A 26,118-nucleotide genomic window follows, 5' to 3' on the forward strand; every position below is an offset into this window, starting at 1 on the left:
CGGCCGAGGGCTTCGAGCGGTCCGTACGGCCGCCGGGACGCCGTGCGAGGCCGTCACTCGGGCGGTAATGGGAAACCCCTCTTTGTCTCCTGTTGATCAAGCTTTAAGGTGCGTATCCCCAGCTGGGGCGAGGCTGTGGGGCAACACTTGGAACTTGTTCCAGCCTTTACCCCCCATACGTTTTACGGCTTCTCCGAATGGCTTGTTAAAACATCTTTAATGCATGCTGCATTTGGTGATTTGTCAGGGTATGGGTGCTAGTGTCGTGGTTGGTAAGCGCGACAACCTCAGCACGAAGGGGGAAGCCATGACTTTCAAGCAGCTCTTCCCGACCAGCCGGCTCATGAACTGGGGATGCTGCCGTCGTCGGCGCCGCTGTGGATGCGGCGGCGGAGGCGGATGGTGGTGGTAGGCCGGATCCGGTGCTAGCTGAAACAAATGAGAGCCGGCGGGTCAACCGTCGGCTCTCATTCTCGAAGTCGCTCTCGCCCCACGGGGTGAGGGCCGCGGTGCGCCGTCCCCCGCTGGCGCCGACGGTCACCATCCGCAGGACCTTCCGGGAGTTCTGGCCGTACACCCGGGGCATCCGCCACCTGCTCGTGGCCGGTGGCGTGCTCGCCATCGTCGCGGCCGTCTGCGAGGTCGCCGCGATCGGCCTGTTCGGCCACATCACGGACGAGGTCCTCAGCAAGCAGAACCTGGGGGCCTTCTGGCTGCCCGCCGCCGCCTGGCTGGGCCTCGCGGCGATCGCGGGACTGGTCTCCTTCGTGGGCTCCTACGTCACCGCCCTCGGCGGCGAGCGTTTCCTGCTGCGGTTGCGCGACAGGGTGTTCGAGCACATCCAGACGCTCACGCCCGACTTCTTCGACAACCGCCGCCTGGGCGACCTGATGGCCAGGCTCACCGACGACATCGAGGCCATCGAGGAACTCATCGGCTCCGGCCTGGTCAAGCTCTTCACCACGCTCGTCAGCATCGTCTTCTTCGCCGGTGCCGCCTTCTACATCAGGTGGGACCTGGCGCTGCTGACGTTCCTGCTGGTCCCGGCCTTCCTGCTGGTCGCCAAGGTCTTCGCGGGCAGGTTCAGGACCGTGTCGGCGCGCGAGCGGCTCAGCAACGGGATCATGAACAGCGTCATCGAGGAGGGCCTGTCCAACCAGTCGCTCGTCCAGTCCTACAACCGCCAGGGTGTCGAGGCCGAGCGGCTGCACGAAGAGGGAAGCACCTGGATGCGGGCGAACGTGGCGCAGGCGTGGCTCTCCTCCCTGTACGGGCCCGTGCTGCAGGTCATCGAGACCATCTGCCTGATCACCATCCTCGGGTTCGGCGCGTGGGAGATCTCCTCGGGACGCCTCACCATCGGCGGCCTGCTCGCCTTCGCCGCCTACCTCGCCTACCTCTACCCGGCGGTGCAGAACCTGGGCCAGATCGCCCTCACCGTCTCCGAGGCTGCGGCGGGCTCCGACCGCGTCATCGAGATCCTGGGGACCCGGCCGACCGTCACCGACCGCGACGACGCCGTCCACCTGGGGCGCGGGCAGGGCCGCATCGAGTTCCGCGGGGTCGGCTTCACCTATCCGAACAGGAGGAGGCCCACGCTGCGGGACCTGTCCTTCGCCGTCGAGCCGGGGGAGCTGGTCGTGTGCACCGGCCCCAGCGGCGTGGGCAAGTCCACGATCGCGAAGCTCCTGCTGCGCTTCTACGACCCCACGGCCGGACACGTCCTTCTCGACGGGACGGACGTCCGGGAGCTGTCACGTGAGTCGCTGCGTGACAACATCACCATCCTGCAGCAGGAGAACCTGCTCTTCTCCGGGACCGTGCGCGAGAACATCGCCTACGGAAGCCCCGGCGCGGACGAGGACGCCGTCGTCAGGGCCGCGGTGATGGCCGACGTCCACGACTTCGTCACCGCCCTTCCCCTCGGGTACGACACGCCGATCGGGCAGCGCGGCCGGCTGATGTCGGGCGGGCAGCGCCAGCGGATCGCCATCGCCAGGGCCATCCTGCGCGACGCGCCCGTGCTCGTCCTCGACGAGCCGATGACGGGCCTCGACGCGCCCACCGCCGCACGGATCATGGAACCGCTCAAGCGGCTGATGGCCGGGCGGACCACCATCCTGATCACCCACGACCTCCGGTTCATCCCCGAGGCGGCCCACAAGATCGTGCTCGAAGCCGTGCCGAGACGCTCCAGCCGGATAAGGATCAAGTCCGCGGGGCCCCGCGGGTCCGCCCTGCGCCCGGCGTGAGAGCGGGTTCCCGTACGAGATCGGCGCCCTCCCGCGCCGGCCGGGGGTGGTGGGAGGGCGGCGACGGGCCTGGCCGTACGCTTGCCGGGCACTCAGGAGACCTGGGGCACCCGAACGAAGGGAAGATCATGTTCCGGCACGTCGTGCTGTTCACCTGGAAGGAAGAGGCCACGGAGGAGCAGCGGGCCAGGGTCGCCACGGAGCTCGCCAAGCTGCCCGGGGCCATCACGGAGATCCGCGCCTACACCCTCGGCCCCGACGCGGGTGTGAACCCGGGCAACCACCAGTTCGCCGTCGTCGCGGACTTCGACGGTGTCGACGACTTCCTCGTCTACCGTGACCACCCGCTGCACCAGGCGGCGATCGCCGATCACATCAAGCCGATCGTGGCCTCGCGGGCGGCGGCGCAGTTCGAGGTCTAGGACGGCGGCGGCGGGGTCAGGCGTCCGGCGGGTGGTTCTCGCGGTGCATCAGGCGCTCCTCGGACGTGTGCCCGCGCTTGGGGGCCATCACGATGCTCAGCACGACCCCGACGGCACCGACGATCATGAAGATCAGGCCGATCACGTCGATGTGCACCGCCTCACCGAGGACGTCGGGATCGATGGCGAAGCGGAGGATGGCGCCGAGCGTGAGAAAGAAGATGCTGACCCCGACACCCATGAGTTCCTCCGGGTAAGGCTGTACGCCAGGCAAAGAGAGAGTCTGGAGTTGGTCATACCCTCTCAGGCGCGCTCACACCACTGAGAAGGACCTTGTCCGCGGCGGTGGGCCCCGAGGAGCCCAGCCACACCGGCACCCCGAGGGCCTCCGCCACCGCCGCGGGCCAGTCGTCGATCCCGTCGGCGTAGCGCGGCCCGGCCCCCGCCAGCCGTGCCGTCAGCCCGGCCTGCCCGTCGAGGTCGCCCGCCGCGCCCACCGGAAGCTCGCCGATGTCGTACGACACGCACATCCGCGACACCGGCGCGTCCAGATGGGTGAGCGCGAGGGCGTCGGCCCCGCCGGAGACCGCCAGCGCGTAGCGGTGGGCCACCGCGTCGAAGTGGCCGGTGCGGAACGGCCCCTGCCAGGGACCGGTCCCGTTGTGGGCCTCGGGCGGCGAGAGCGCCGCGTCCTCGGTGACCAGCGGTCCCGGGCCGTGCCGCGGGGTGTAGGTCCGCAGCACGCCCAGCCGCGTGGCGGGCACCCCGTCGAGCAGTTCCAGCGCGTTGGCGAAGGTCGTCGTGCTCCAGGTGGTGTACGGGTGGAAACCGTGCCACTCGTCGAGCAGCACCCCCTGCGCCCCCTCGAAGACCACGGGCCGCCTGCGCAGCAGCGCGGCCGTGAACGAGGAGCCGACCAGGATCACCCGCTCGGCGAACGCCCGGTAGGCGTCGACGCAGTCCTCCACGGGCGGCCCGGTCACCCCCAGGGCCTCGCGGAGCGCGCGCAGCTTGCGGGCGAGCCGGACCGGCTCCGCGCAGTCTCCCGCGACCGGCGCCAGATCGGGGTGCTCCAGCGCGTAGGCCATGGTCTCGCCGACGCCCATCCCGCACGACCCGTGCCGGTCCGCGCCGCGCGCCAGCTCCCTGGCCCGCCCCGCCGCCACGTGGTACGGCGTGGCGAGCAGGGCGTCCCTGTCCACGGTGAGCAGGCAGAACGGGTCGGGAACGCCCAGTTCCGCCAGGTGGCCGGCCTCACTGGCCAGCGACAGCGGATCCACGACCATGAACCTGGACAGGTGGGTCGGCACGCCCCTGAACGTGCCCGACCCGAACTGCGCGAACGTGTGGTGCCTCCCGTCGGGCAGGACGACGTTGTGACCCGCCTGCCCGCCCCCGTTGAACCTGACGACCGCCTGGACGGGCTCGCGGGCGCAGAGCCAGTCGACGACGGTGCCTTTGCCCGCGTCGCCGTACCCGAGGTCGGTCACGATCACGTGTTCACGCATGCGTCCACCTGTTCACCCTCGTCTCCTCCTCTTCTCCTTCTCACCGGAGGTCCCTCCCCGGCGGGGTGTCGTTCCCGCCGGGGAGGGACCTCCTCCTTTCGTGGTGGCACTCCCCGCCGCTCTCGCGGTGGCCGCCGCACGGCGGGGAGGTCTCAAAGCCGCATCACACCGCTGTCGCCGCCCAGGTCGAGCCCGTCGGCCACCACGAGGGTGCCCCGGTCGAGCTTGGCGAGGGCCTTGCCCACGGCGGTCCCGGCGTTCGAGCCGAGCTCGTCGAGGTCGTCCAGCCCCTTCTTCAGGTCGATGGCGTCCTCGCCGAGGCCGACGGTGAGCGCGATGGTCTCGCAGACCGCGTCCAGGTCGTCCAGCTCCAGCACGTTCTGGCCGAGCAGCTCGCGCCAGGCGGCCAGCACCCGGCCGTCCCCGGCGTGGCTCGCCCCCGCGGGGAGGATGTAGTAGACGTCGTAGATCCTGGTCAGCTCGGCGACCATCTCCTCGGTCGGGATGTCCTGCCTGGGCCGCTCGCCGACGACCGCCTCGACCTCGCGCCGCTTGACGTACGGGTAGGGCAGCTCGTCGCCGATGATGAACAGGTAGCCCCGCCGGCCCCGCTTCTCGAAACAGTCGATCGCGGTGTGCCTGGCCATGAAGTACATCGCCAGCTCGTACGACTCGGTCATCTGGCCGCCGCCCCCGCCCTCGAGCAGGATCTTGCCCAGGTGCTCGTCCATCCGGTTGTCGGACTCGAACTGGCCGACCTGCAGCGGGGCCCGGTCGCAGGTGGCGTCGCCGATCGCGCCGAAGAGGATCTGCGGGTCGGAGGCGTACCCCTTGCGGAGCAGCAGCCCGAGCAGGTCGGGCAGCTTGGTCTGGAGGGTGCGGGGCACCCCGCCCATCGAGCCGGTCACGTCGAACAGGACGGCCACGGCCAGGGAGTTGGGGTGCTCGGCGGAGTCACGGCTCTCGCGGAGTGTCACTCCGCGCGGGTCGAGGTCGGGGTGAGCGGAGCGGGCGCCGCTGTCGCTGTAGGCGAAGGCGCTCGAACCCTTGGCCGCGCGGTAGCTCGCGGCGGCGGAGTAGACGTCGGTGGACCAGTTTCCGCTTCCCACGGATGATCTCCTCGGATCAGGGGTGGAACGTTCTATGGGTCTTTGTGAAGGTCAGAGATGGAGCGGCCGGTATTTCCTCGGCCCGTACAGGTCGTCGAGCAGGTCGTCGAGCTCTCCCAGGAGCCGCCAGGCGTCGTTCGGCGGGCTGAGCAGGCTGCCCCGGACGAAGTTCCTGACCGGGGCGGGGACGGGGTCGCCCATCAGGGCGGCCACGCAGCGGGTGGCGAGGTGGATGTCGGTGGCCGGGGTCGCGGGCCTCCTGGCCAGGACCGAGGCCGGGTAGTCGTCGCGGTGCCTGGCCACGAGGGCGGTGATCGGGGTGCCGGCCGGGACCGAATGGCTCCAGTCGACGAGCACCAGGCCGTGGTCGAGCGGGTGGACGAGGACGTGCTGGCCGAACACCGCGCCGTGCACGATGCCCGCCCGGTGGGCCGCGCCGACGGCCACCAGCAGCCGCCGCCAGATCCACGCCGCGTCCCGCACGTCGAGCACCGGCCGCCGCCGCCTGACCTCGTCCAGGCTCAGGAAGCCGTCCGGCACCCGGCTGATCACGTTGGCCTGCCGCTCGACCCCCTCCGAACGGTGCCGGAACGACTCCACCAGCCGGGGGACGTACGGCAGGAGCAGCGGGTCGCCGTCACGCGCGATCGTCCCCAGGGACTCCGCCTCGCGCCGCATGAGGTCGTTGTCCGCGTGGCTGCGCGGGAGCTTGAGCAGCGTGTCGGGGCCGCTCTCGTAGAGCACGGCCGAGGCGCCCCGCCGGAAGACGCCCCCGACCCGGTAGGTGCCCCGCCTGGTGGTGATCACCGTCTCCTTGGCCCGCTCCGGGGTTCCGGTCAGGGCCCCCTCGCGGGCCGCCCACAGCCCCGCCAGCCGGGTGAACGCCTCGGCGGCCTCCGCTCCCGGCGCGAGGTCGGGATGGAGCACCCTCGCCAGCCTCCGGTACGTCCGGTGCGGGAAGTCCCCGCCGAACAGGTCCTCGGGCGTGCGGGCGGCGCTCACCAGCGCGATCGCCTCGGCCGTGGTGGTCATCTGATCTGCTCCTCCCTGGCCGGTCGCAGCAGGGCGGGGTGCAGGAGCCGGGCGTCGCCGGCCCGGTAGAGCTTGGCGCGCGGCCCGCCCCTGGCCCCGCCGCTCTCGGTGGTCTCGCCGGTGCTCTCCACGAAGCCGGGCACCGACAGGATCTTGCGGTGGAAGTTGCCCGCGTGCAGCGGCACGCCCCAGACCGTCTCGTAGACGCCGCGCAACTCGGAGATCGTGAACCTCTCACCGGCGAACGCGGTGGCCAGCGGCGTGTACTCCAGCTTGCCGCGGGCCCGCTCCAGCCCGTGCGCCAGGATGCGGTCGTGGTCGAACGCGAGCTCCGGCAGCTTGTCGACCGGGTGCCAGGAGGCGTCGGCCGCGTCCGAGCCCGCCTGGGGATCGGGCAGGTCGGGGGCGAACGCCAGATAGGAGACCGACACGATCCTCATCCGAGGATCACGCTCGGGTGCCCCGTAACTGGCGAGCTGCTCGATGTGGATCCGGCCCGACGGCCCGGACAGCCCGGCCGGCCCGGACAGCCCCGTCTCCTCGGCCAGCTCCCGCGCCGCGGCCTGCGGCAGATCCTCTCCCGGCCGGATGAACCCCCCGGGCAGCGCCCACAGCCCCGCATAGGGTTGCTCGGCCCGCCTGATCAGCAGAACGCGCAACCCGCCCCCGCGAATGGTGAGCGCCACCACGTCGACCGTCACCGCGACCGCCGGATATGCCCGAGGGTCGTACCCGGCGAGGAACTCGGCTTCATCCATCACATGTCCTTCTCAGCTTGAGACAATCTCAGTATGAGAATAACAGAGGGTCGATGTCAATGATTTCGCGGTGATCCATCCTTTTCGCCCCTCCCGTGATCCGGTCGCCACCGGTGGCCGGACTCGGGGCGATCGGCGTTCGGGCTCCCGGGCCGGGACGCCCGCCGGGTCTTGTCGCGATGCGAGAAGCCGGAAAACGGACGAGGGACCGGCCCCGTTGTCACGGAGCCGGTCCCTCGTCGTGCCTGCCGCGGGAGCAGGTGGTCTGTCGACTTGAAGCCGCGAGGCTCAGGTCAGAAGGCCTCTTCGGGCAGTTCCATCAGGTCCTGGTCGGTGGCGTCGAGCGTGCGGCGCTCGGCGGCGATGCGGGGCAGGACGGTCTGGGCGAAGAACGAGGCCGCGGAGACCTTGCCGGTGTAGAAGGCGTGGTCGGCACCCTCGGTGGCCGTCCCCAGGGCGGCCAGGGCCACCTCGGCCTGGCGCAGCAGCAGCCAGCCGATCACCACGTCGCCCAGGGCGAGCAGGAACCGGGTGGTGTTCAGGCCGACCTTGTAGACCTCCTGCGGGGTCTCCAGCGAGCCGATCGCCCAGCCCGCCATGGTGTCGGCCATGGCCTTGACCTCGTCGGCGGCCTCACCCAGGAGCTTGCGCCCCTCCTTCAGCCGCCCGTTGCCCGCCTCGGAGGAGGCGAAGGCCTTCACGTCGCCGTACAGCGAGCCGAGGGCGACCGCCTGGTTGCGCAGGACCTTGCGGAAGAACAGGTCCAGGCCCTGGATCGCGGTGGTGCCCTCGTAGAGGGAGTCGATCTTCGCGTCCCTGATGTACTGCTCGATCGGGTAGTCCTGCAGGTAGCCGGAGCCGCCCAGGGTCTGCAGCGAGCGGGCCAGCAGTTCGTACGAGCGCTCGGAGCCGACGCCCTTGACCAGCGGCAGCAGCAGGTCGTTCATCGCCTCGGCGTGCTCGTTCCTGCGGCCCTCGTGCTCGGCGATCAGCACGTCGTCCTGGTAGGTGGCGGTGAGCATGACCAGGGCCCGCATGCCCTCGGCGTACGACTTCTGGAGCATCAGCTCCCGGCGCACGTCAGGGTGGTGGGTGATCGTCACGCGGGGGGCCGACTTGTCGGTCATCTGGGTGAGGTCGGAGCCCTGCACCCGCTGCTTGGCGTATTCGAGGGCGTTGAGGTAGCCGGTGGAGAGCGTGGCGATCGCCTTCGAGCCGACCATCATCCGGGCGTGCTCGATGATCATGAACATCTGCTTGATGCCCTCGTGCACCTCGCCGATCAGCGTGCCCACGGCCGGGTGCTCGCCGCCGAAGGTGACCTCGCAGGTCGTGGAGACCTTCAGGCCCATCTTCTTCTCGACGTTGGTGACGTAGACGCCGTTGCGCTCGCCGAGCTCGCCGGTCTCCAGGTCCACGTGGTACTTCGAGACCAGGAACATCGACAGGCCCTTGGTGCCGACGCCGTGCCCCTCGGGGCGGGCCAGTACCAGGTGGAAGATGTTGTCGGTCAGGTCGTGCTCGGCGCTGGTGATGAAGCGCTTCACGCCCTCGATGTGCCAGGTGCCGTCGTCCTGCTTGATCGCCTTCGCGCGGCCCGCGCCCACGTCGGAGCCGGCGTCCGGCTCGGTGAGCACCATGGTGGCGCCCCACTGGTTCTCGATGGCCAGCTCGGCGTAGCGCCGCTGGTCCTCGGTGCCGATCCCGTGCAGGATGTGGGCGAACGCCGGGCCGCTGGAGTACATCCACACGGCGGGGTTGGAGCCCAGGACCAGCTCGGCCAGGGCCCAGTTCACGCTGTTCGGCAGGCCGGGCCCGCCCATCTCGGCGGGAAGGCCGAGGTTGGTCCAGCCCGCGTCACGGTAGGCGGCGAAGGACTTCTTGAAGCCCTCCGGCATCCTCACCGCCGAGGTGGCGGGGTCGAACACCGGCGGGGTGCGGTCGCCCTCCTCGAAGGAGTCGGCGAGCACGCCCGTGGCGAGACGGTTGACCTCCTCCAGGACGCTCCGCACGACGTCCTCGTCCAGGTCGGCGAAGAGGCCTGTGCCCAGGATCTCCCGGCGCCCGAAGACCTCGAAGAGGTTGAACTCCAGGTCACGGACATTGCTCTTGTAGTGGCCCATGGGGTCTGTCTCCTTGAAACCGGGGGTCCGGGACTTCCATACTCACCAGTAACGTTACCTGTAATGCTACCCGCGAGTAACCCCTAGAAAACAACTCCTACCGGGACGTTCATCGCGCGCCCTCCGGATGCCCTGGCGAGGGTGATCGACGGGCCGGGAAAGCTCTCCTAGGCTCGTCCCATGGACGAGCAGTGGCGGGCCGATCTCGGGATGTGGGGCATCCCCGAGGAGATCGCGGCCAGGGCGCCGGCGAACCCCTGGGGCCACTCCCCGGCGCGGTTCGCCGAGCGCACCGACCTCGCCCTCGCCGCTCCCGAGGGGCCGACCCTGGCGCGGGTCGCCGAGGCCCTCCCGTCCGGCGGGAGCGTGCTGGACGTCGGTGCCGGGACCGGGGCGGCCTCCCTGCCGCTGGGCACGGACCTGGGGGAGCTGATCGCGGTCGACGTCTCCGACGCCATGCTCGCCGAGCTGGCCTCCCGGGCCGAGGCGCTCGGTATCCCCGCCCGGATCGTCAACGGCCGCTGGCCCGACGTCGCGGCGCGGACACCGGTCGCGGACGTCGCCGTCTCCGCCCACGTCGTCTACGACGTGCCCGACCTGGCGGCGTTCCTCACCGAGCTCACCCGCCACGCCCGTTCCCGGGTCGTCCTGGAGCTCACCGGCCGGCACCCGATGAGCTGGCTCAATCCCCTGTGGCAGCACTTCCACGGCATCACCCGTCCCGGCGGGCCCACGGCCCACGACGTGATCGCCGTCGCCGGGGCGCTCGGCCACGAGGTCCGTCACGAGTGGCGCGTGGCCCCCCTGCCCCGCTTCACCCGGCTCGAAGACCTCGCCGAGAGCGCCTGCCGCAGGCTCTGCCTCGGCCGGGAGCGGGCCGACGAGGTCGTCGCGGCGGTGGTCGAGCTGGACATGTGGCCGGTGCCCCGCGATCGCTGGTTCACACTCTGGTGGGAATCAAAGTGAGATCCGGCGACGTTCCATGAGCGAAGCCTCACAAGAGGCGTTCCCGGACGAGACGCGCCGTACCCGGTAGGTAAAGACGACGCTCCTGATCAAGAAGGAGCTGTCATGGCCTGGGTCTTCATTCTGGTCGCCGGTCTGTTCGAGGTCGCGATGGCGTACTCGCTCAAGCTGAGCAACGGATTCTCCGCACTGCTGCCGAGCATCGGCTTCGTCGTCTTCAGCGTGCTCAGCTTCGGCCTGCTCGCCATGGGCCTGAAGACCCTGGAGGTCGGTACGGCCTACGCGGTCTGGACGGGCATCGGGGCCGTCGGCACCGCCGCGCTCGGCATCGTCGTCCTCGGCGAGAACGCGTCGGCCCTCAAGATCGCCTCGATCCTGCTCATCATCGCGGGCGTCGTCGGGCTCAACCTCGCCGGAGGCGGCCACTGACCGCCCGCCCGGACATTTCGGCGGCATGATCCTCAAACCTCGGAACGCTGCGCAAAACCAGCTTGACGGCTTTGGTGGTGTCGGGTTGGGTGGGCTCATGATTGACGTTCACTGCGTGACCTTCGACTGCGCCCAGCCGTACGAGCTGGCGACCTTCTGGCGCGACGCCACCGGCGGAGAGCTCCATCCGGATACGGAGAAGAACGACGACGAGGTCCTTCTCCAGGGCGGCCGGGTCGACCTGCTGTTCATCAGGGTCCCCGAGGACAAGGCGGTCAAGAACCGGGTCCACCTGGACATCACCGGCTCGGCGGGCACCACCCGTGACGAGGAGGTCGAGCGTCTCGCCGAACTCGGCGCCACGGTCTCCGAGGACCACCGCGCCCCCGACGGCAGCGGCTGGGTCACGATGCTCGACCCCGAGGGCAACGAGTTCTGCGTCTGCCGCGCCGAGTACGAGAGGGTCTAGCGTCTTCGCACGGTCCCGGCCCGGTCCGCCGAAAGGCTCGGCCGGGCCGCGGGACCGGGCGACCGCACGGAACCGGGCGGCCAGGCCGTACGGTGCGGGGCTTCGAGATGTCGCGAGGTTCGGAGCCGTGAGGTTCAGCGGCCACCGGGAAGCGAGGTCTGGCCGCGTCCCTTGAGGGTCAGGGCCACGATCGCCGTGATCAGATAGACCACGACACCTCCCTGGAGCGCGTCCAGCGCCGCCCCGAAGACGCCCTCGCCGTCGAGGACGAGCTGCACCGGATACAGCAGGATCGCGGAGCCGAGAGCGGGATAGAGGGAGAACCTCCAGGGGTGGCGCAGCGCCCAGAGCCGGGCCTGCCGAGTCACCCGGTCGCCGACCTCGGGCTTGCGGATCGAGCCGATGGCCGCGACGAGCGAGAACAGGCCGATACCGACCATCATCGCCCACGCGAGATCCAGGCTTCCGGAGAGCAGGCTCAGCCCCAGGCTGGTGGCCGCCACCGCGCCGCCGGTCACCGCCGCGGCCTTCCAGGGAGCACCGCGCAGCGCCGCTCCGGCGAGGGACATCTCATCACGTCGAGTCAGTTCGTCGTTCATGTCCTCAGAGTGCCTCCCGCGCCCCCTTGTCCACATCGGGGAGCAACCCTGACTGTCCCCGGAGTCGCCGCATCGGGGACGCCGCCCGCGCAGGCAGTGCGAGACGCCCTCCGACGGCGCTCTCCGGGCGGTTCCCAGGTGGTTCACGGACCGGCCCGGAGACCCTCGACGCCCCGAGGCCGCGCCGCCCGCCGGGAGCCCGCGAGGAGCCTTCCCGGGCCTTTCCCGGTGAGGGGACGGCCTAGGCTGGCCCGCATGGATGGATCACCGGCGCCTGGTCCGAGAGTTCCACGAGAAGATCGGGCTTCCCCTCTCCGACACCCCCGGCCTGCCTTCCGCGGAGCTGGCCCGCCTGCGGCAGAGGTTCCTCGACGAGGAGGCGGCCGAGGTGGCGCAGGCCGCCGAGGCGGGCGACCTGGCCGCTGTGGCGCACGAGCTGGCCGACGTGGTCTACGTCGCGTACGGCACCGCCCTGACGTACGGGATCGACCTGGACCGGGTGCTCGCCGAGGTGCACCGGGCCAACATGACGAAGTCCGGCACCGAGAACGGCAAGGCGGCCAAGGGGCCGGGGTTCACGCCCGCCGACGTGGCCGGGGTGCTGGCACGGGAAGGGGACGACTCCTGCCACCGCTGGTGAGCCGAAGTCACGCGCCGAGGGTGCCGAGCCGGTCGAGCGCGGCGGCGCTCGGGCTGCCCGGTTCCGCGGTATAGATCACAAGCCGCACGCCGGTGCCGGGCAGCAGCAGGGTCTGGCAGTCCAGGTCGAGCTCGCCCAGCTTCGGATGGCGCAGGCGCTTGCGCAGCGTCGATATGGGGCGCACGTCATGGCTGCGCCAGCTGGCGGCGAACTCCGGGCTGTGCGCGGCGAACTCGTTGATCAACTCGCTGAGCACGCGGTCTGCCGGGTAGCGGGCACTGGCCGCGCGCAGCTGGGTGGCGGACTGCCGGGCGAACTCCGCCTCCGCGCCGGCCGGTGCCGTGCAGACGGTGCCGCCCAGCCGGATGGACAACCGCACGGTGTTGCGCTCCTCGGCGGACAGCAGCCCGAAGTCGGTGATCAAGGCGGTCGCCGCGGCGTTCCAGGCCACGATGTCCTGTCGCTCGTCGACCAGGTAGGCGGGTATCGGCCCGAGCCGGTCCAGCAGCCGGCGGTCGGCGGCGGGCACCGGCGCCCGATCGGCGTCCGTGCCGGGCGGGGCCTGCCCGGCCAGTCGTGCCAGGTGCTCACGCTCCGTGGCGGTGAGCCGCAGCGCCGTACCCAGCGCGGCCAGCACCTGCGGGGACGGATGCGGTGCGCGGGCCTGCTCCAGCCGTTCGTAGTAGCTGGTCGACACCCCGGCCAGTGCGGCCACCTCTTCGCGGCGCAGTCCGGGAGTGCGCCGGGCGCGCGGGCCTGGCGGGTGGATGGCGGCGGACAGCACCTGGTCCGGGCGTAGTGCCTCCCGCCGGCGGCGCAGGAAGTCGGCCAGCTCGCCTCTGGAGGTCCTGGTGGTGCTGAAGACTCCGCTCACCCTGCCAGGTTCGCACAGTGGCGCCCGGCTTAGCCACGGACCAGTGGTCCGGGGCTCACCCGTCCGTTCCCCAGCGGCGGGCCTGCGCCCAGGCTCATGGTCACACCTCGCTGGATTCCGGAGGACCACCGTGCCACGCACCCCCGAAGAGACGTTCCGTCTGCTGCTGGACCTGCTACTGACCAAGAACATGGACGCCGTCGCCGACCTGTGGGCGCAGGAAGGCACCGCGGAGTTCCCTTTCGCGACGGGGGCCGCGCCGCGGCAGCTGGCCGGGCGGGAAGCGGTCCGCGGCTATCTGGCGGGCTACCCGGAGCTGATGGACGTGCGAGAGATTCTCCCGGTCACCGTGCATCACACGGAACGGCCGGACACCATCGTGGTGGATTTCGCCGCGCTCGGGCGCACGGTGCGCACCGGCGAGCCCTACCGGCTGGACTACATCATGGTGATCACCGTCCAGGATGGTCTGATCACCCGCTACCGGGACTACTGGAACCCGCTGGCCGCCGCCGCCGCGGCCGGCACGCTGCCCGAGCTGCTCGACTCCCTGCGCCCGGAGGCCACCCGATGACCGGCGTACTGGTGACCGGCGGCACGGGGAAGACCGGGAGTGCGCTGGTGGACCTGCTGCGAGGCAACGGGGCGCGGGTCCGGGTGGCCAGTCGTAACCCGTCCGCCGACGATCCTGACGCGGTTCGGTTCGACTGGGACGACCCGGCCACCCATCCGGCCGCGCTGCGGGGGATGGACCAGGTCTTCCTGGTGCCTCCGGTGAACACCGTGGATCCGATGCCGTCGGTCGGTCCGTTCCTGGCCCAGGCGCAACACCTCGGCGTGCGCCGCGTGGTGCTGCTCGGCTCCGCCATCGTGCTGCCGAACGCTCCCGGCGCGCTGGAGCTGGCCGCGCAGGTGCGGGCCCGGCCCGGCTGGGTCGTGCTGCGCCCGTCCGGGTTCATGCAGAACTTCCTGGGCCCGCACCCGCTTGGCGAGCGGATCCGGAGGCACGGCGAGATCCGCACCGCCGCCGGTGCCGGCCGACTGGGCTGGATCGACGTGCGGGACATCGCGGCGGCCGCCTCCGCACTGCTGATCGACCCCGGAGTCGATTCCGGCGGCCGGCGTGACTACCTGCTCACCGGGCCGAAAGCGTTGAGCTACGGGGACGCGGCGGCGATCATCACCGTTCGCACCGGCCGGCCGATCCGGGTGCTGCACATCGGGGCCGATGAGCTGGCGGGCACCTACCGGGCCGCCGGCATGCCGGGCGAGTTCGCCGATGCCCTCGCCGCGGTGGAAGACGGCATCAAGGCTGGTCGGGAGGATCTGGTCAGTACCGCGGTGCTGGACCTGACCGGCCGCCCACCCCGCCCCTTCGCCGAGTTCGTCCAGGACCACGCGACCGAGTGGGCGAACGTCGACCTGCCCGAGTGCTGACCGGCGCCCGCCGGCTCTTCGAGCTCTGAACCAGCCCGTCACCCTGGGGCGGCCGCTTCGCCCTCGGGGTGCGCGGCCTGGACACTGCGGCTGCCCGGGCGGTCAGGCCCAGATCGAGACGTCCGTTCATGTCAGACTCGAGCCGGCCGGTCCAGGAACGGCCCCCGACGTGGTCCGATCCCAGGACGGTCTTCAGCTCGCGGGGGACGGACGACGAGGGGTTCGAGGACTTCGACCGGGCACTGAAACGCCGTGGAGAGGCCTGACCGCCCGTGCCGCCTTCGACAGGACACCGGAGAACCACCCGGCCGGGCTCCACCTACGGAGTCCGGTGGCTCCGGATAGGTTGACCGTCATGCACGTCGAATTCCGTACCGCCCGTGCCGAGGACGTCCCGCTCATCGTGGCCATGCTCGCCGACGACGCCGTCGCGGCCTCGCGCCAGGGGGCCTTCGGCGACGAGCACCGCGCCGCCTTCGAGGCCATCGACGCCGACCCCGGCAACGAGCTCATCGTCGCGGAGCTGGACGGCGAGGTGGTGGGCACCATGCAGCTCACCTACATCCCCGGCATCTCCCGCCGCGGCGCGCTCCGGATGCAGATCGAGGCGGTGCGCATCGCCTCCGGTCTGCGGGGGCGGGGGCTGGGCCGCACGATGATGGAGTGGGCCCTCGACCGGGGGCGGGCCCGGGGATGCGCCCTGGTCCAGCTGACCACCGACAAGTCCCGCGCGGACGCCCACCGCTTCTACGACTCCCTCGGCTTCGTCGCGTCCCACGAGGGCTACAAGATCGCGCTGACCTGACCCGTCAGGTGGCGCACGGGGCGAGCTCGACCAGGTTGTCGTGATAGACGGCGCCCCGGCCCATGTCGGCGTCGCGGGCGGCCACCACGGCGTTCGCCGTCGCGCCCCCCGGGCTGAGCTTGCGCCAGTGCCCCTTGGTGGACGCGACCACGCCGGGCCGGACCCTCTCGCTGATCTCCACCACGGCCTCGAACTCGCCGTCGTCGTTGAACACCCGGGCCCGCTGCCCCTCGCTCAGCCCCCTGCGCGAGGCGTCCTCGGGGTTGACCAGGATCCGCGGGCCCTTCGAGCGCTTCAGCAGCTCGGGGTTGTTGCCGAAGGTGGTGTTGAGGAAGGTGTGGGCGGCGGGCGTGATGAGCGCCAGCGGGTACGGCCCCGGCGCGGCCGAGGCCGTGTGCGACGGGACGTAGGCCGGTCCCGGGCCGAACTCCATCCGGCCCGAGGCCGTCGGGAAGCCGTCGGTGAACGGCACGAACGGCTGGGGGACGCTGAGGCGGACCCACCCCTCCTTGCGCAGCCGGTCGAGGGTGATCCCCTCCAGGGACGGGTGCCCCGAGGTGAGCAGCTCCTCGGCCAGCTCCAGGTCGGAGTCGTACAGGGACGGCTCGGTGAGCCCCATGTGCCGCGCCAGGCGGCGGAACGTCTCGGTGGTGGACAGGCACTCGCCCGGCGGCTCGACGGCCGGCTCGTTCCACATCAGGTACATGTGCCCGTAGCCCGCGTGCAGGTCGGCGTGCTCGATCTGCATGGTGGCGGGCAGGACGATGTCGGCGTAGTCGACGGTGTCGGTGGGGAACTGCTCCATCACGACGGTGAACAGGTCCTCGCGCAGCAGCCTCTCGCGGACCCGGTTCTGGCCGGAGGTGGAGCCCATCGGGTTGGCGGCGTACACCCACAGGCACTTGACCGACTCGTCCAGCTCGTCGGCGAGCCGGGTCATGGTGAGCGTGCGGACCGGAGCGGGGAGCAGGTCGTCGCGGGTGTCGATGTTCAGGTGGACGTGCCCGCTGGTGGAGTACACGATCCCGCCGCCCGGGTGGCGCCAGTCGCCGGTCACGCCGGGGATGGAGGCGATCGTCCGCATCGCGGTGCCGCCGCCCGCGTGCCGCTGCACGCCCATGGTGGCCCGGATGCCGGTGGGCCGGGTGTGCGCCAGGCGCCTCCCCAGGGCCCGGATGTCGGCCTCGGGCAGTCCGGTGATCTCCGCCACGAGGGCCGGGGGATGGCGCAGGATCTCCTCGCGGAGGTTCTCCCAGCCGCTCGTGTGGTTCTCCAGGTAGTCGCGGTCCTCGGCGCCCTCGGCCAGGACGACGTTCATCAGCCCCAGGGCGAGGGCCGCGTCGGTGCCCGGCCGGATCGGCAGGTGCTCGTCGGCCTGCTCGGCGGTGCGGGTGCGGATCGGGTCGATCGCCACCACGTGCGCCCCGGCCGCGCGGGCGTCCTGGACGAACTTCCACAGGTGGTGCCCGCTCGTCAGCGTGTTCGTCCCCCACAGCAGGATGAGCCTGGACAGGGCGAACGTCTCGGGGTCCATGCCGCCGGGCGTGCCGTAGACCTGCCGCAGCCCGGCGTTCCCGGCCGAGGAGCAGATGTTCAAAAAGTGCCTCGACGCCCCCAGGACGTTCCAGAACCGCCTCCCGGCGATCCCCTCCGACCCCTGGACGTATCCGAGGGTCCCGGTGCCCAGGTAGGGCCAGATCGCCTCGCCGCCGTGCTCGTCGACGATGCCGCGCAGCCGTACGGAGATCTCCTCCAGGGCCTCGTCCCAGCTGATCCGCTCGAACCGCCCGGACCCCTTGGGGCCGACCCGCCGCATCGGGTGCAGGATGCGGTCGGCCGCCCGGGTGTGTTCCAGGTAGCGGTTGACCTTCACGCAGAGCGCGCCCCGGGTGTACGGATGGTCCGGGTTGCCACGCATCTTGACGGCGCTGCCGTCCTGGACGGTCACCACCCAGGAACAGGTGTCGGGGCAGTCCAGCGGGCACGCCCCCAGCACTCGCAATTCGCCTGACGACATGCCCCGACTGTAGCCGCGCGCCCGGACCGGAACGTACGCGCGCTCCCCTTCTCCTGTGCCGTACGTACGAGGCGGGCGGCCCCGGCGTCATCGGGGAGGGCGGGTCACCTGAGAAGGGCGCCGTGCCCGTGGTCGTGATCGGCCTCCAGGCCTCCCGCGCCGGTACCCGGCTCAGCGACGCCGTGCTCACCGGGCGCGACGGCCCCCTTGCCGGGTCCTTCGTGGCTCTCGGGGACACGGCGGGCGGCGGCCCCCCCGGGGGCGCCGGGGCGGCCGGGAAGGTCGCGGGCGTACGCGTAGACGAACGCCGCCGTCGCGATCGCGGCGGCGTTCACCTCCAGCGCCCTGTCGTTGATGTTGGCGATGGTGTCGCACGCCTGGTGGTAGCACTTGTCGTACGCCACCCTGGCCTCGCCGCCGAACCTTTCGGCCTCCTCGGCGGTCTTGCGGCGCTCGGCGCCGGTGAACAGCCCGCCCGAGGGGATGCCGATCGCGATGAAGGGGCCGTAGTCGGAGCGCCCGCTGAACTCGGCGTCCTGGTACGGCTCGCCCACCGCCTCGAAGTACGCCTGGAAGAGCTTTTCGATCTGGCCCGATCCCGGGGGCGGGGTCGCGCCGGCGACCGGGCCCGAGGAGTCGCCGTCGTAGATCCCGAAGACGTGGTTCGGTGAGGCGATCATGTCGAAGTTCAGGTAGAGCTTGATCTTCGCCCGCTCCGCCCGGGGCAGGGCCGCCACGTAGTGCTTCGACCCGAGCAGACCCAGCTCCTCGGCACCCCAGAAGGCGAAGCGCAACCGGTTCTTCGTCCGCAGCGACTTCGCCGCCAGCGCCGTCTCCAGGATGCCCGCGGTGCCCGAGCCGTTGTCGTTGATGCCGGGGCCCATCATGACGCTGTCGAGATGGGCGCCGAGCATGACGATCCTGTCCGGGTCGCCCCAGGGGCTGTCGGCGATGAGGTTGCGCGTCCTGCGGTCGGGGGCGCTCTCCGCGTCCACGCCGAGCGTCGCCCTCGTCCCCGGCGCCGCCAGCTCCTCGCCGGTCGCGAAGGCGGCCGCGACGACCGGGATGCGCACGGTGGAGGTGTTGACCGAGCCGCCGAACAGTGCCCGGCGGTCGGCGGGCCCCTCGCCCGCCTGGCCCTCGTTGAAGATGATCACTCCGGACGCGCCGGCGGCCTGGGCCTGTTCCGCCTTGTCCTGGAAACTGCAGGTGCCGCGCTGGATCAGCGCGATGTTGCCCCGGACGAACCTGGAGAAGTCGCTCGCCTCGCATCCCGAGGTGGATTCCGCCTTCCTGACCGGCGGCAGGACCAGGTCGACCCCCTGCACCGGAGCCGTCACGTTCCCCGAGCCGGAGTACGTCATGGTCCTGAAGTCGGTGCCGGGCACGTACGCCTTGGCGGCGGGCCGGGTCCGTTCGAGCACGGGGGCCGCGACCTCGCGGAAGAAGGAGATCTTGAACTCCTGCGAGGTGACCCGGTATCCGGCGGCACGGAGTTTGTTCGCGACGTAGGCGAACGAGGCGTCGTAACCGGGGGTGGCCGCCGCCCGGTTGTCGCCGTTGGCGTCGGCGATCTCCTGGAGCCTTCTCAGGTGCCCCTTGAGGCCCGAGAGCCCGACCGACGCCCCGAACGCCTCCGCGCCCGGCGGAAGGGGAGGCCCGGCCGAGGGCCTGAAACCGCGTTCTCCGGGACCGGGCGCCGCGCCGGCCTGTTCGGAGTCACCGCCCCCGGGAACCGACGCCGCGCCGGTCTGTTCGGAGTCACCGCCTCCGGGACCGGGCGCCGCGCCGGCCGGGACGGCGGGCACGGTGGAGACGGCGGCCAGAGACATGACCGAGACCATGGTGATCGCGGCCAGCAACTTCCTCGGAGCGGCCGAAGGGGCTTCCCGGCCCTCGGACGCGGCTCGGAGGGGCGCGGACGGGTGACGGAACATGATGGTCAGTTTTTCAGGCGGTCACCCATCAAATCGATTGTTCCCGCAGGTAGAACAGTCAATTCTCCATCTCGGACAGGTACGCTATGTTCGCCCGGTCCTCCTCGTCGAGGCTGGGTCTCCCCGCGAACCAGGCGTCCAGGATCTCCCCGAGCAGCGGGGCGGAGGTCAACCGGAGGCTGATCGCCAGCACGTTGGCGTCGTTCCAGCGACGCGCCCCGTCCGCCGTGGCCGCGTCCGCGCACAGCGCCGCCCGGACACCGGGCACCTTGTTCGCCGCGATCGACGCGCCCGTCCCGGTCCAGCAGCACACGATCGCCTGGTCGGCGGCCCCCGAGGCCACGTCCCCGGCGGCACGCGCGCAACACCACGCCCAGTCGGCCCGCTCGCCGGCCGGTTCGTCGGCCAGGGCCCCGCGCGGTATCACCGTGTGGCCTCTTTTTTCGATTGCGGAGACCAGGATGGAGGCAACACCATCGAGACTGTCGGAGGCCACCGAGATACGCATGACCCTGATTGTGGCCACTCAGGGAGAAGATCGGTGACGCACCTGTAATGCGGAGCATGCAGAATCGCAGGCGGTGACGAAAATCGGGGAACTGGACGAAGCGGCGTCCGTCGACGGCACAGGGCCGGCGACGGATGACGATGTCACCGTGCACGTCGTCGAGCCGCTGCTCCCGCAGCGGATCCGCCGCCCCTCCGACCTGCTGCGCTTCCTGGCGACCCTGCTCGTGCTCGCGGCCGTGGTCATGCTCGCCTTCGTGGCGAAGAAGACCCTCAACGGCCTGGAGGGCGACGTCGCCGACGGCACCAGCCGGGCGCCGTTCCTGCTCAGCGGGCTGGCCGGGGTGCTGAGCGCGTCGGCCATGCTCGGCGTGCCCGTCGCCTTCGCCATCGAGCGGGTGCTCCACCGCGACGGCCTGCGGGTCGCCGAGGGGCTCTTCGCGGCCATCGCCGCGATGGTGTTCTCCTTCGTGCTCGGCGAATGGATCCTCAAGGCCGGGCCCGAGGACCTGCAGGTCCTGCTGACCGGCGGGCGGGCCGGGGTCGAGCCGATCAACACCCTGCTCACCCCGATCATCGCCTACGTCACCGCGGTGCGAATATCCCGCCGCCCCACCTGGCGGGCGGCCCTGTGGAGCGCGGTCGCGCTCAACGCCGTCGCGCTGTTCGCCGGACTCGCCGCCACCATCCTCGGCATCGTCGTCTCCATCCTGGTCGGCCTGGCCATCGGCTACGCCACCCTGTACGGCGTGGGCAGCCCCAACACCCGCCCCCCGGGCAGCACGGTCGTCGCGGCCCTCCGCAAGCTGGGCTTCGTCCCCGTCAGGGCCCGCAGGCTCGACGACGACTACCAGAGCAGCCGCCGCTACGCCGTCGACCTCAGGGACGGCAGCCGCCTCGACGTCGTCGTCCTCGACCGCGACCGCCAGGTCGCAGGGGTGCTCTACCGCCTCTGGCGGCGCATCCGCCTCAACTCCGAGACCCGCCGCAAGGCCATCCGCTCGCTCCGCGCCGAGCTGGAGCGCGAGGCCCTGATGGCGTACGCCGCGCAGGCGGCCGGGGCGAGCACCCCCAGGCTCGTCGGCACCAGCGAGATCGGCAGCGAGGCCGCGCTGCTCGCCTACGAGCACACCCCCACCCGCGCGCTCGACAGCATCCCCGACAAGGAGATCGACGACAACCTGCTCGCCCAGATCTGGGAGCAGGTCCTGCTGCTGCAGGTCCAGCGGCTCGCCCACCGGCGGCTGACCGGCGACAGCATCCACGTCGACGCCGAGGGCCGGGTCATCCTCACGGACGCCCGCAGCGGCGAGATCGCCGCCGGCGACCTGCTGCTCCGCCTCGACATCGCCCAGCTGCTCACCTACCTCAGCCTGCGCGTCGGCGCCGAGCGGGCGGTCGCCGCCGCCGCGGCCGTGGCCGGGTCCGGCGTGCTCGCCGACGCGCTGCCCCTGCTCCAGCGGATCGCGCTGACCAGGGAGACCAGGGCCGCGCTCAGCAAGAACAAGGAGCTGCTCACCGAGATCCGCGACCGGATCGTCGAGCTCAAGCCGAGGACCGAGGCCGAGGAGGTGCGCCTTGAGCGCTTCCGCCCCCGGACCCTGATCACCATCATCGGCACCGCGTTCGCCGCGTACTTCCTGGTCTACTACCTGACCCAGATCAACCTCAACATGATCACGTCGGCCAAGTGGAGCTGGACCGGGGTGGCGCTGGTCGCCGCGATGCTGAGCTACGTCGCCGCCGCCCTCATGCTGATGGGATTCGTGCCGGAGAAGCTGCCCCTGGGCCGTACGGTGCTCGCCCAGTTCGCCGGGTCGTTCGTCAAGCTCGTCGCGCCCGCCGCGGTGAGCGGGGTCGCGGTCAACACCCGTTACCTGCAGAAACGCGGCATCCCCCCGGGGCAGGCGGTGGCCAGCGTCGGGGCCTCCCAGCTCATCGGGCTGGCCTGCCACGTCGCGCTGCTGCTGCTGTTCGCCTACATCACCGGCTCCAACACCGCCTCGTCGTTCACCCCGTCGCGCACCCTCGTGATCACGATGCTCGCGGTGGCCGTGCTGATCCTGGTCATCGTGAGCGTGCCGCGCCTGCGCCGCACGATCACCAAGCGGCTCCGCTCGCTGTTCTCCGGCGTCATCCCGCGCCTGCTCGACATCCTCCAGTCGCCCCGGAAGATCGTCGAGGGCTTCGGCGGCACCCTGATGCTCACCCTGTTCTTCGTGATCTGCCTGGACGCCTGCGTCCGCGCCTTCGGCGGCTCCATCAACTTCGCCGCCGTCGCCATCGTCTTCCTCGCGGGCAACGCCATCGGCTCGGCCGCCCCGACCCCCGGCGGGCTCGGCGCCGTCGAGTTCTCCCTCACGGCCGGTCTCACCCTGGCGGGCGTGCCGAGCGAGGTGGCGGCCTCGGCCGTGCTGCTGTTCCGGCTGATGACCTTCTGGCTGCCGGTCCTGCCGGGCTGGGCCTCGTTCACGTACCTGCAGAGGCACGAGGCGCTCTAGCCCCGTCCCCGCGAAGGCGGAAGGCCGCCGGTCACCGGACCGGCGGCCTCCGTACGGACGAGCGGACGGACGGGAGGTCAGGCCTCGCTGGACCTGGCCCAGATGTTGATGCCCGCGTCGACCGCGTCCTTGTCGATGGCCTCCAGCTCCCCGTCGTCGAACGAGAGGTTCTCCACCGCCGCGAGGCTGTTCTCCAGCTGCCCGACGCTGCTCGCGCCGATCAGCACCGAGGTGACGCGCCTGTCGCGCAGCGCCCACGCCAGCGCCATCTGCGCCAGCGACTGGCCGCGCCGGCCCGCGATCTCGTTCAGGGTGCGGATGTGCCGCATCGCCTCGTCGGTGAGCATGTCCGGGGTGAGGAAGCGCCCCTGCGAGGCCCGGGACCCCTCGGGAATCCCGTTCAGGTAGCGGTCGGTCAGCATGCCCTGCGCCAGCGGCGAGAACGCGATGCAGCCGACGCCCTCCTCCTCCAGGACGTCGAGCAGCCCGCCCTCGATCCACCGGTTCAGCATCGAGTACGAGGGCTGGTGGATCAGCAGCGGCGTGCCCATCTCCCGCAGGATCCGCGCCGCCTCCTTGGTGTGCTCGGGCGAGTAGGACGAGATGCCCGCGTACAGCGCCTTGCCCGACCGGACCGCGTGGTCCAGCGCGCCCATCGTCTCCTCGAGAGGGGTGTCCGGGTCGAACCTGTGGCTGTAGAAGATGTCGACGTAGTCGATCCCCATCCGCTCCAGCGACCGGTCCAGGCTCGACAGCATGTACTTGCGCGACCCCCACTCGCCGTACGGGCCCGGCCACATGTCGTAGCCCGCCTTGGTAGAGATGACCAGCTCGTCCCGGTACCGGGCGAAGTCCTCGCGGAAGTGCCGCCCGAAGTTGGTCTCCGCGGTCCCGGGCGGCGGGCCGTAGTTGTTGGCCAGGTCGAAGTGGGTCACCCCAAGATCGAAGGCCCTCCTGAGGATGTCCCGCTGGACCTCGAAGGGCTTGTCGTCGCCGAAGTTGTGCCAGAGCCCCAGGGAGACGGCGGGCAGCTTGAGCCCGCTCTTGCCGACCCTGTTGTACGGCTGGCGATCGTCGTACCTGTCGTTCGCCGCGATGTATGTCACTGCGTCACCTTCGTCGTGTCGAGAATCCAGGAGAGGGTGAAGGCCTCTTCGCGCCAGGAGTCGTACCTGCCGCTGCGGCCACCGTGCCCGGCGCCCATCTCCGTCTTGAGCAGGAACGGCCCGCCGCTCGCGACGTCGCGGAGCTTCGCGACCCACTTGGCGGGCTCGTGGTAGAAAACCCTCGTGTCGTTGAGGCTGGTGATCGCCAGAATCGGCGGATAGACCCGGCCGTCCACGTTCTCGTAGGGCGTGTACGACTTCATGTACGCGTACACCTCGGGATCGTGCAGCGGGTCGCCCCACTCGTCCCACTCGATCACCGTCAGCGGCAGCGACGGGTCGAGGATCGTGTTCAGAGCGTCCACGAACGGCACCTCCGCGACCACGCCCGCGAAGGTCTCCGGCGCGAGGTTGGCGACGGCGCCCATCAGCAGCCCGCCCGCCGACCCGCCCCTGGCGACGATCGCGCTCGACCAGCCCGCCGCGGAGAGGTGCTCGGCGGCGGCCACGAAGTCGGTGAAGGTGTTCTTCTTCTGCTGGAACTTGCCGTTCTCGTACCAGCGGCGGCCCATCTCGCCGCCGCCCCTGACGTGCGCGACGGCGAACACGAAGCCCCGGTCGAGCAGGCTGAGCCTCGCGACGGAGAACGACGGGTCGATCGAGATCTCGTAGCTTCCGTAGCCGTACAGCACGGTGGGGGCGGGCCGCTCCGTGCCCTTCCTGACCACGATCGAGATCGGCACGCGGGTGCCGTCCGAGGCGGTCGCCCACTCGCGGAACTGCTCGTAGTCGGCCGGGTCGTACCCGCCCAGCACCACCTTCTGCTTCAGCAGGACCAGCTCGCGCGCGCCGAGGTCGTAGTCGTAGACCGAAGGCGGAGTGATCATGCTGGTGTAGCCGAGCCGCAGCCGTCCCGTGACGAACTCCGGGTTGCCCGACGGCGCCACGTCGTAGATCGGCTCGGGGAAGGGGATCTCGTACGCCTCCCCGTCGCGGGGCAGGATGCGGATGCCGGTGAGGCCGTCCCTGCGGAAGTGCACGACGGTGTGGCCCTCGAAGGCGTCGATGTCGAGCAGCCGGGTGTCGGCGCGGTGCTCGATGAGCGGCGTCCAGCTGCCGGGGTCGTCGAGGGGCGCGGTGGCCAGCTCGAAGTTCTCCGCGTTCCGGTTGTGCAGGATCAGGAAGCGGTCGCCCGCGTGGTCGATGCCGTACTCGACACCGGTCTCCCGGGGCCTGACGACCCGGAACTCGCCGGTGGGATCGTCGGCCTCCAGGACGCGCACCTCGCTGGTGATCTTGCTTCCGGCCGAGAGGACCAGGTAGCGCTCGCTGCGGCTGAGCCCGATGCCGACCCAGAACCGCTCGTCGGACTCCTCGTGGACGAGCGCGTCGTCCTCGGCCGGGCTCCCGATCGCGTGCCGGTGGACCTGGTTGGGCCGCCAGGCGTCGTCGACCGTCGTGTAGAAGAACGTGGTGCCGTCGGCGGACCAGGCGCCGCCGTAGAAGATCCCGGGAATCTCGTCGGGGAGGGTCTCGCCGGTGGTGAGGTTCTTCACCTTCAGGGTGAAGCGCTCGTCGCCGGTGAAGTTGGTGGAGTAGGCCAGCAGGGTGCCGTCGGGGCTGACCGAGCTGGTGCCGATCGAGAAGAAGTCGGAGTCGCCGGCGAGCTCGTTGCCGTCGAGCAGGATCTCCTCGCCGGGAAGCGACTCCCCGGCCTCAAGCTCGGGCGGCGTCTCGCCGTCCGCCGCCACCCGGCACTGGATGCCGTACTGCTTGCCCTCCTCCGTCCGCGAGTAGTACCACCAGCCGCCCTTGCGGGTGGGGACCGAGAGGTCGGTCTCCAGGATGCGTCCCTTGATCTCCTGGAAGAGCGTCTCCTGCAGGGGCTTGAGGTGGGCGGTCGCCTCCTGCGTGTAGGCGTTCTCCGCCTCCAGGTAGGCGACCACCTCCGGGTCGTCCTTGACCGTCAGCCACGCGTAGTCATCGACCACGGTGTCCCCGTGGTGCACGCGCTCGCTGGGAACCTTCTTCGCCGTCGGCGGCGTCTGGCTGCTCACTCAGCCGAGTCTATGTTTCCGCCGGCGCCTGTTCGGATCCACCCGCCCGGCCTGTTCGGCCGGTCCGACCGGCCCGGCCGGCTCGTTCAGCCCGGTTCGCCCTCCGGTTCGTCTCCCGGTCGCACGGGGTTCGCCGTTACGTCTCGAGCGGTCTTCGGGGGCTGCTAATCTTTTGATGTCGGCGAGGTCCGGCGCAAACCACTCCAATCACTCCGGTGACTTCCGTATGGCTTGTGTCGTGTTTGTCGACAATCCCTTTGAACCCAACGGTTCCGAAGATCGGTTCGCAGAGCCGCTCAGAGGCTGGTAAGTTTGAGGGGTTGCTCTGGAAACGGAGCCGCCCGAATTCCAGCAGGACCAGCTAGATCGAATCAACCGGATCAAAACAAGCCGGTTTGACACGAAAAAGCGGGCCTGAAAGAATAAAGGCACAACGAAAGAACAGAATAAAACAAAACGAACGCCCCGGAGTTCGGGCCTGACTCATCTGGTCGGGTTTGGGTGATGGTGTACGCGTCCGTTTCTTGAGAACTCAACAGTGTGTTAAAAGCCAGTGCATGAAGCACAATC

General features: G+C 70.6%; 23 protein-coding genes and 1 riboswitch. Of the genes, 10 read left to right on the top strand and 13 right to left on the bottom strand.

Annotated elements, in window-relative coordinates:
- The first annotated feature begins 509 nt into the window (after positions 1-509).
- Together AC5L38_RS40205 and AC5L38_RS40210 are read left to right on the top strand one after the other, a co-directional pair.
- On the top strand, positions 510-2,252 hold the full coding sequence (locus tag AC5L38_RS40205; protein ID WP_495248055.1) for an ABC transporter ATP-binding protein: 1,743 nt from the start codon (positions 510-512) through the stop codon (positions 2,250-2,252).
- Positions 2,253-2,380: 128 nt separating this feature from the next.
- A complete protein-coding gene (locus AC5L38_RS40210; RefSeq protein ID WP_495248056.1) occupies positions 2,381-2,674 on the top strand; it encodes a Dabb family protein in 294 nt (97 codons plus the stop codon).
- 16 nt (positions 2,675-2,690) lie between these two features.
- Here the strand turns inward: AC5L38_RS40210 and AC5L38_RS40215 are convergent, their stop codons facing one another.
- From AC5L38_RS40215 to AC5L38_RS40240, 6 genes are all read right to left on the bottom strand, one after another.
- Positions 2,691-2,915: a DUF6458 family protein gene (locus AC5L38_RS40215; RefSeq protein WP_495248057.1), complete on the bottom strand. Its 225-nt coding sequence runs from the start codon at positions 2,913-2,915 to the stop codon at positions 2,691-2,693.
- 52 nt (positions 2,916-2,967) lie between these two features.
- Positions 2,968-4,182 carry an adenylosuccinate synthetase gene (locus AC5L38_RS40220; protein ID WP_495248058.1) on the bottom strand — a complete coding sequence of 405 codons (1,215 nt, stop codon included), beginning with the start codon at positions 4,180-4,182 and terminating at the stop codon, positions 2,968-2,970.
- 152 nt (positions 4,183-4,334) lie between these two features.
- Positions 4,335-5,291, bottom strand: coding sequence for a hypothetical protein (locus tag AC5L38_RS40225; RefSeq protein WP_495248059.1), 957 nt, complete (start codon positions 5,289-5,291; stop codon positions 4,335-4,337).
- Positions 5,292-5,342: 51 nt separating this feature from the next.
- Complete coding sequence (locus AC5L38_RS40230; protein WP_495248060.1) at positions 5,343-6,323, bottom strand: lipopolysaccharide kinase InaA family protein; 981 nt, start codon at positions 6,321-6,323, stop codon at positions 5,343-5,345.
- Entirely contained in the window at positions 6,320-7,081 is a 762-nt protein-coding gene (locus AC5L38_RS40235) for an NUDIX hydrolase (protein WP_495248061.1), read from the bottom strand. Before AC5L38_RS40235 ends, AC5L38_RS40230 begins: the two co-directional genes overlap by 4 nt.
- A 293-nt stretch (positions 7,082-7,374) precedes the next feature.
- Positions 7,375-9,204 (bottom strand): acyl-CoA dehydrogenase, encoded by a 1,830-nt coding sequence (locus AC5L38_RS40240; RefSeq protein ID WP_495248062.1) that lies wholly within the window; start codon positions 9,202-9,204, stop codon positions 7,375-7,377.
- 180 nt (positions 9,205-9,384) lie between these two features.
- On the opposite strand from AC5L38_RS40240, the gene AC5L38_RS40245 reads away from it, so the two are divergent.
- From AC5L38_RS40245 to AC5L38_RS40255, 3 genes are all read left to right on the top strand, one after another.
- Complete coding sequence (locus AC5L38_RS40245) at positions 9,385-10,170, top strand: class I SAM-dependent methyltransferase (RefSeq protein ID WP_495248063.1); 786 nt, start codon at positions 9,385-9,387, stop codon at positions 10,168-10,170.
- A gap of 20 nt (positions 10,171-10,190) precedes the next feature.
- Positions 10,191-10,256: riboswitch (guanidine-III (ykkC-III) riboswitch) on the top strand.
- Between the two features lie 19 nt (positions 10,257-10,275).
- Positions 10,276-10,599 carry a DMT family transporter gene (locus AC5L38_RS40250; RefSeq protein ID WP_495248064.1) on the top strand — a complete coding sequence of 108 codons (324 nt, stop codon included), beginning with the start codon at positions 10,276-10,278 and terminating at the stop codon, positions 10,597-10,599.
- 97 nt (positions 10,600-10,696) lie between these two features.
- Positions 10,697-11,068, top strand: coding sequence for a VOC family protein (locus tag AC5L38_RS40255; RefSeq protein WP_495248065.1), 372 nt, complete (start codon positions 10,697-10,699; stop codon positions 11,066-11,068).
- Between the two features lie 134 nt (positions 11,069-11,202).
- On the opposite strand, the gene AC5L38_RS40260 is transcribed toward AC5L38_RS40255, so the two are convergent.
- A complete protein-coding gene (locus AC5L38_RS40260; protein ID WP_495248066.1) occupies positions 11,203-11,667 on the bottom strand; it encodes a hypothetical protein in 465 nt (154 codons plus the stop codon).
- Between the two features lie 259 nt (positions 11,668-11,926).
- Here AC5L38_RS40260 and AC5L38_RS40265 point away from each other — a divergent pair, with 259 nt between their 5' ends.
- A complete protein-coding gene (locus AC5L38_RS40265) occupies positions 11,927-12,307 on the top strand; it encodes a pyrophosphohydrolase domain-containing protein (RefSeq protein ID WP_495248067.1) in 381 nt (126 codons plus the stop codon).
- Positions 12,308-12,314: 7 nt separating this feature from the next.
- Here the strand turns inward: AC5L38_RS40265 and AC5L38_RS40270 are convergent, their stop codons facing one another.
- Entirely contained in the window at positions 12,315-13,181 is an 867-nt protein-coding gene (locus tag AC5L38_RS40270; protein WP_495248068.1) for a helix-turn-helix transcriptional regulator, read from the bottom strand.
- A gap of 130 nt (positions 13,182-13,311) precedes the next feature.
- Here AC5L38_RS40270 and AC5L38_RS40275 point away from each other — a divergent pair, with 130 nt between their 5' ends.
- From AC5L38_RS40275 to AC5L38_RS40285, 3 genes are all read left to right on the top strand, one after another.
- A complete protein-coding gene (locus tag AC5L38_RS40275) occupies positions 13,312-13,755 on the top strand; it encodes a nuclear transport factor 2 family protein (RefSeq protein WP_495248069.1) in 444 nt (147 codons plus the stop codon).
- Positions 13,752-14,618 carry an NAD-dependent epimerase/dehydratase family protein gene (locus AC5L38_RS40280; RefSeq protein ID WP_495248070.1) on the top strand — a complete coding sequence of 289 codons (867 nt, stop codon included), beginning with the start codon at positions 13,752-13,754 and terminating at the stop codon, positions 14,616-14,618. Before AC5L38_RS40275 ends, AC5L38_RS40280 begins: the two co-directional genes overlap by 4 nt.
- Positions 14,619-14,973: 355 nt before the next feature.
- Positions 14,974-15,423: a GNAT family N-acetyltransferase gene (locus tag AC5L38_RS40285; RefSeq protein ID WP_495248071.1), complete on the top strand. Its 450-nt coding sequence runs from the start codon at positions 14,974-14,976 to the stop codon at positions 15,421-15,423.
- Between the two features lie 4 nt (positions 15,424-15,427).
- Here AC5L38_RS40285 and AC5L38_RS40290 read toward each other — a convergent pair whose 3' ends face one another.
- The 3 genes from AC5L38_RS40290 to AC5L38_RS40300 all read right to left on the bottom strand — a co-directional run bounded on the left by AC5L38_RS40290 (position 15,428) and on the right by AC5L38_RS40300 (position 19,885).
- Entirely contained in the window at positions 15,428-17,440 is a 2,013-nt protein-coding gene (locus AC5L38_RS40290; protein WP_495248072.1) for a molybdopterin-containing oxidoreductase family protein, read from the bottom strand.
- A 104-nt stretch (positions 17,441-17,544) separates the two neighbouring features.
- Positions 17,545-19,272, bottom strand: a complete 1,728-nt coding sequence (locus AC5L38_RS40295) for a M28 family metallopeptidase (RefSeq protein WP_495248073.1) — start codon at positions 19,270-19,272, stop codon at positions 17,545-17,547.
- A gap of 163 nt (positions 19,273-19,435) precedes the next feature.
- Positions 19,436-19,885 (bottom strand): RpiB/LacA/LacB family sugar-phosphate isomerase, encoded by a 450-nt coding sequence (locus AC5L38_RS40300; protein ID WP_495248074.1) that lies wholly within the window; start codon positions 19,883-19,885, stop codon positions 19,436-19,438.
- A gap of 73 nt (positions 19,886-19,958) precedes the next feature.
- On the opposite strand from AC5L38_RS40300, the gene AC5L38_RS40305 reads away from it, so the two are divergent.
- Complete coding sequence (locus AC5L38_RS40305) at positions 19,959-22,385, top strand: flippase-like domain-containing protein (RefSeq protein ID WP_495248075.1); 2,427 nt, start codon at positions 19,959-19,961, stop codon at positions 22,383-22,385.
- Between the two features lie 77 nt (positions 22,386-22,462).
- Here the strand turns inward: AC5L38_RS40305 and mgrA are convergent, their stop codons facing one another.
- Together mgrA and AC5L38_RS40315 are read right to left on the bottom strand one after the other, a co-directional pair.
- Positions 22,463-23,491 (bottom strand): L-glyceraldehyde 3-phosphate reductase, encoded by a 1,029-nt coding sequence (mgrA, locus tag AC5L38_RS40310; RefSeq protein WP_495248076.1) that lies wholly within the window; start codon positions 23,489-23,491, stop codon positions 22,463-22,465.
- Entirely contained in the window at positions 23,488-25,548 is a 2,061-nt protein-coding gene (locus AC5L38_RS40315) for a S9 family peptidase (RefSeq protein ID WP_495248077.1), read from the bottom strand. The genes mgrA and AC5L38_RS40315 overlap by 4 nt, the downstream gene beginning before the upstream one ends.
- Positions 25,549-26,118 lie beyond the last annotated feature (570 nt).

The sequence above is a fragment of the Streptosporangium nanhuense genome, assembly GCF_059358815.1.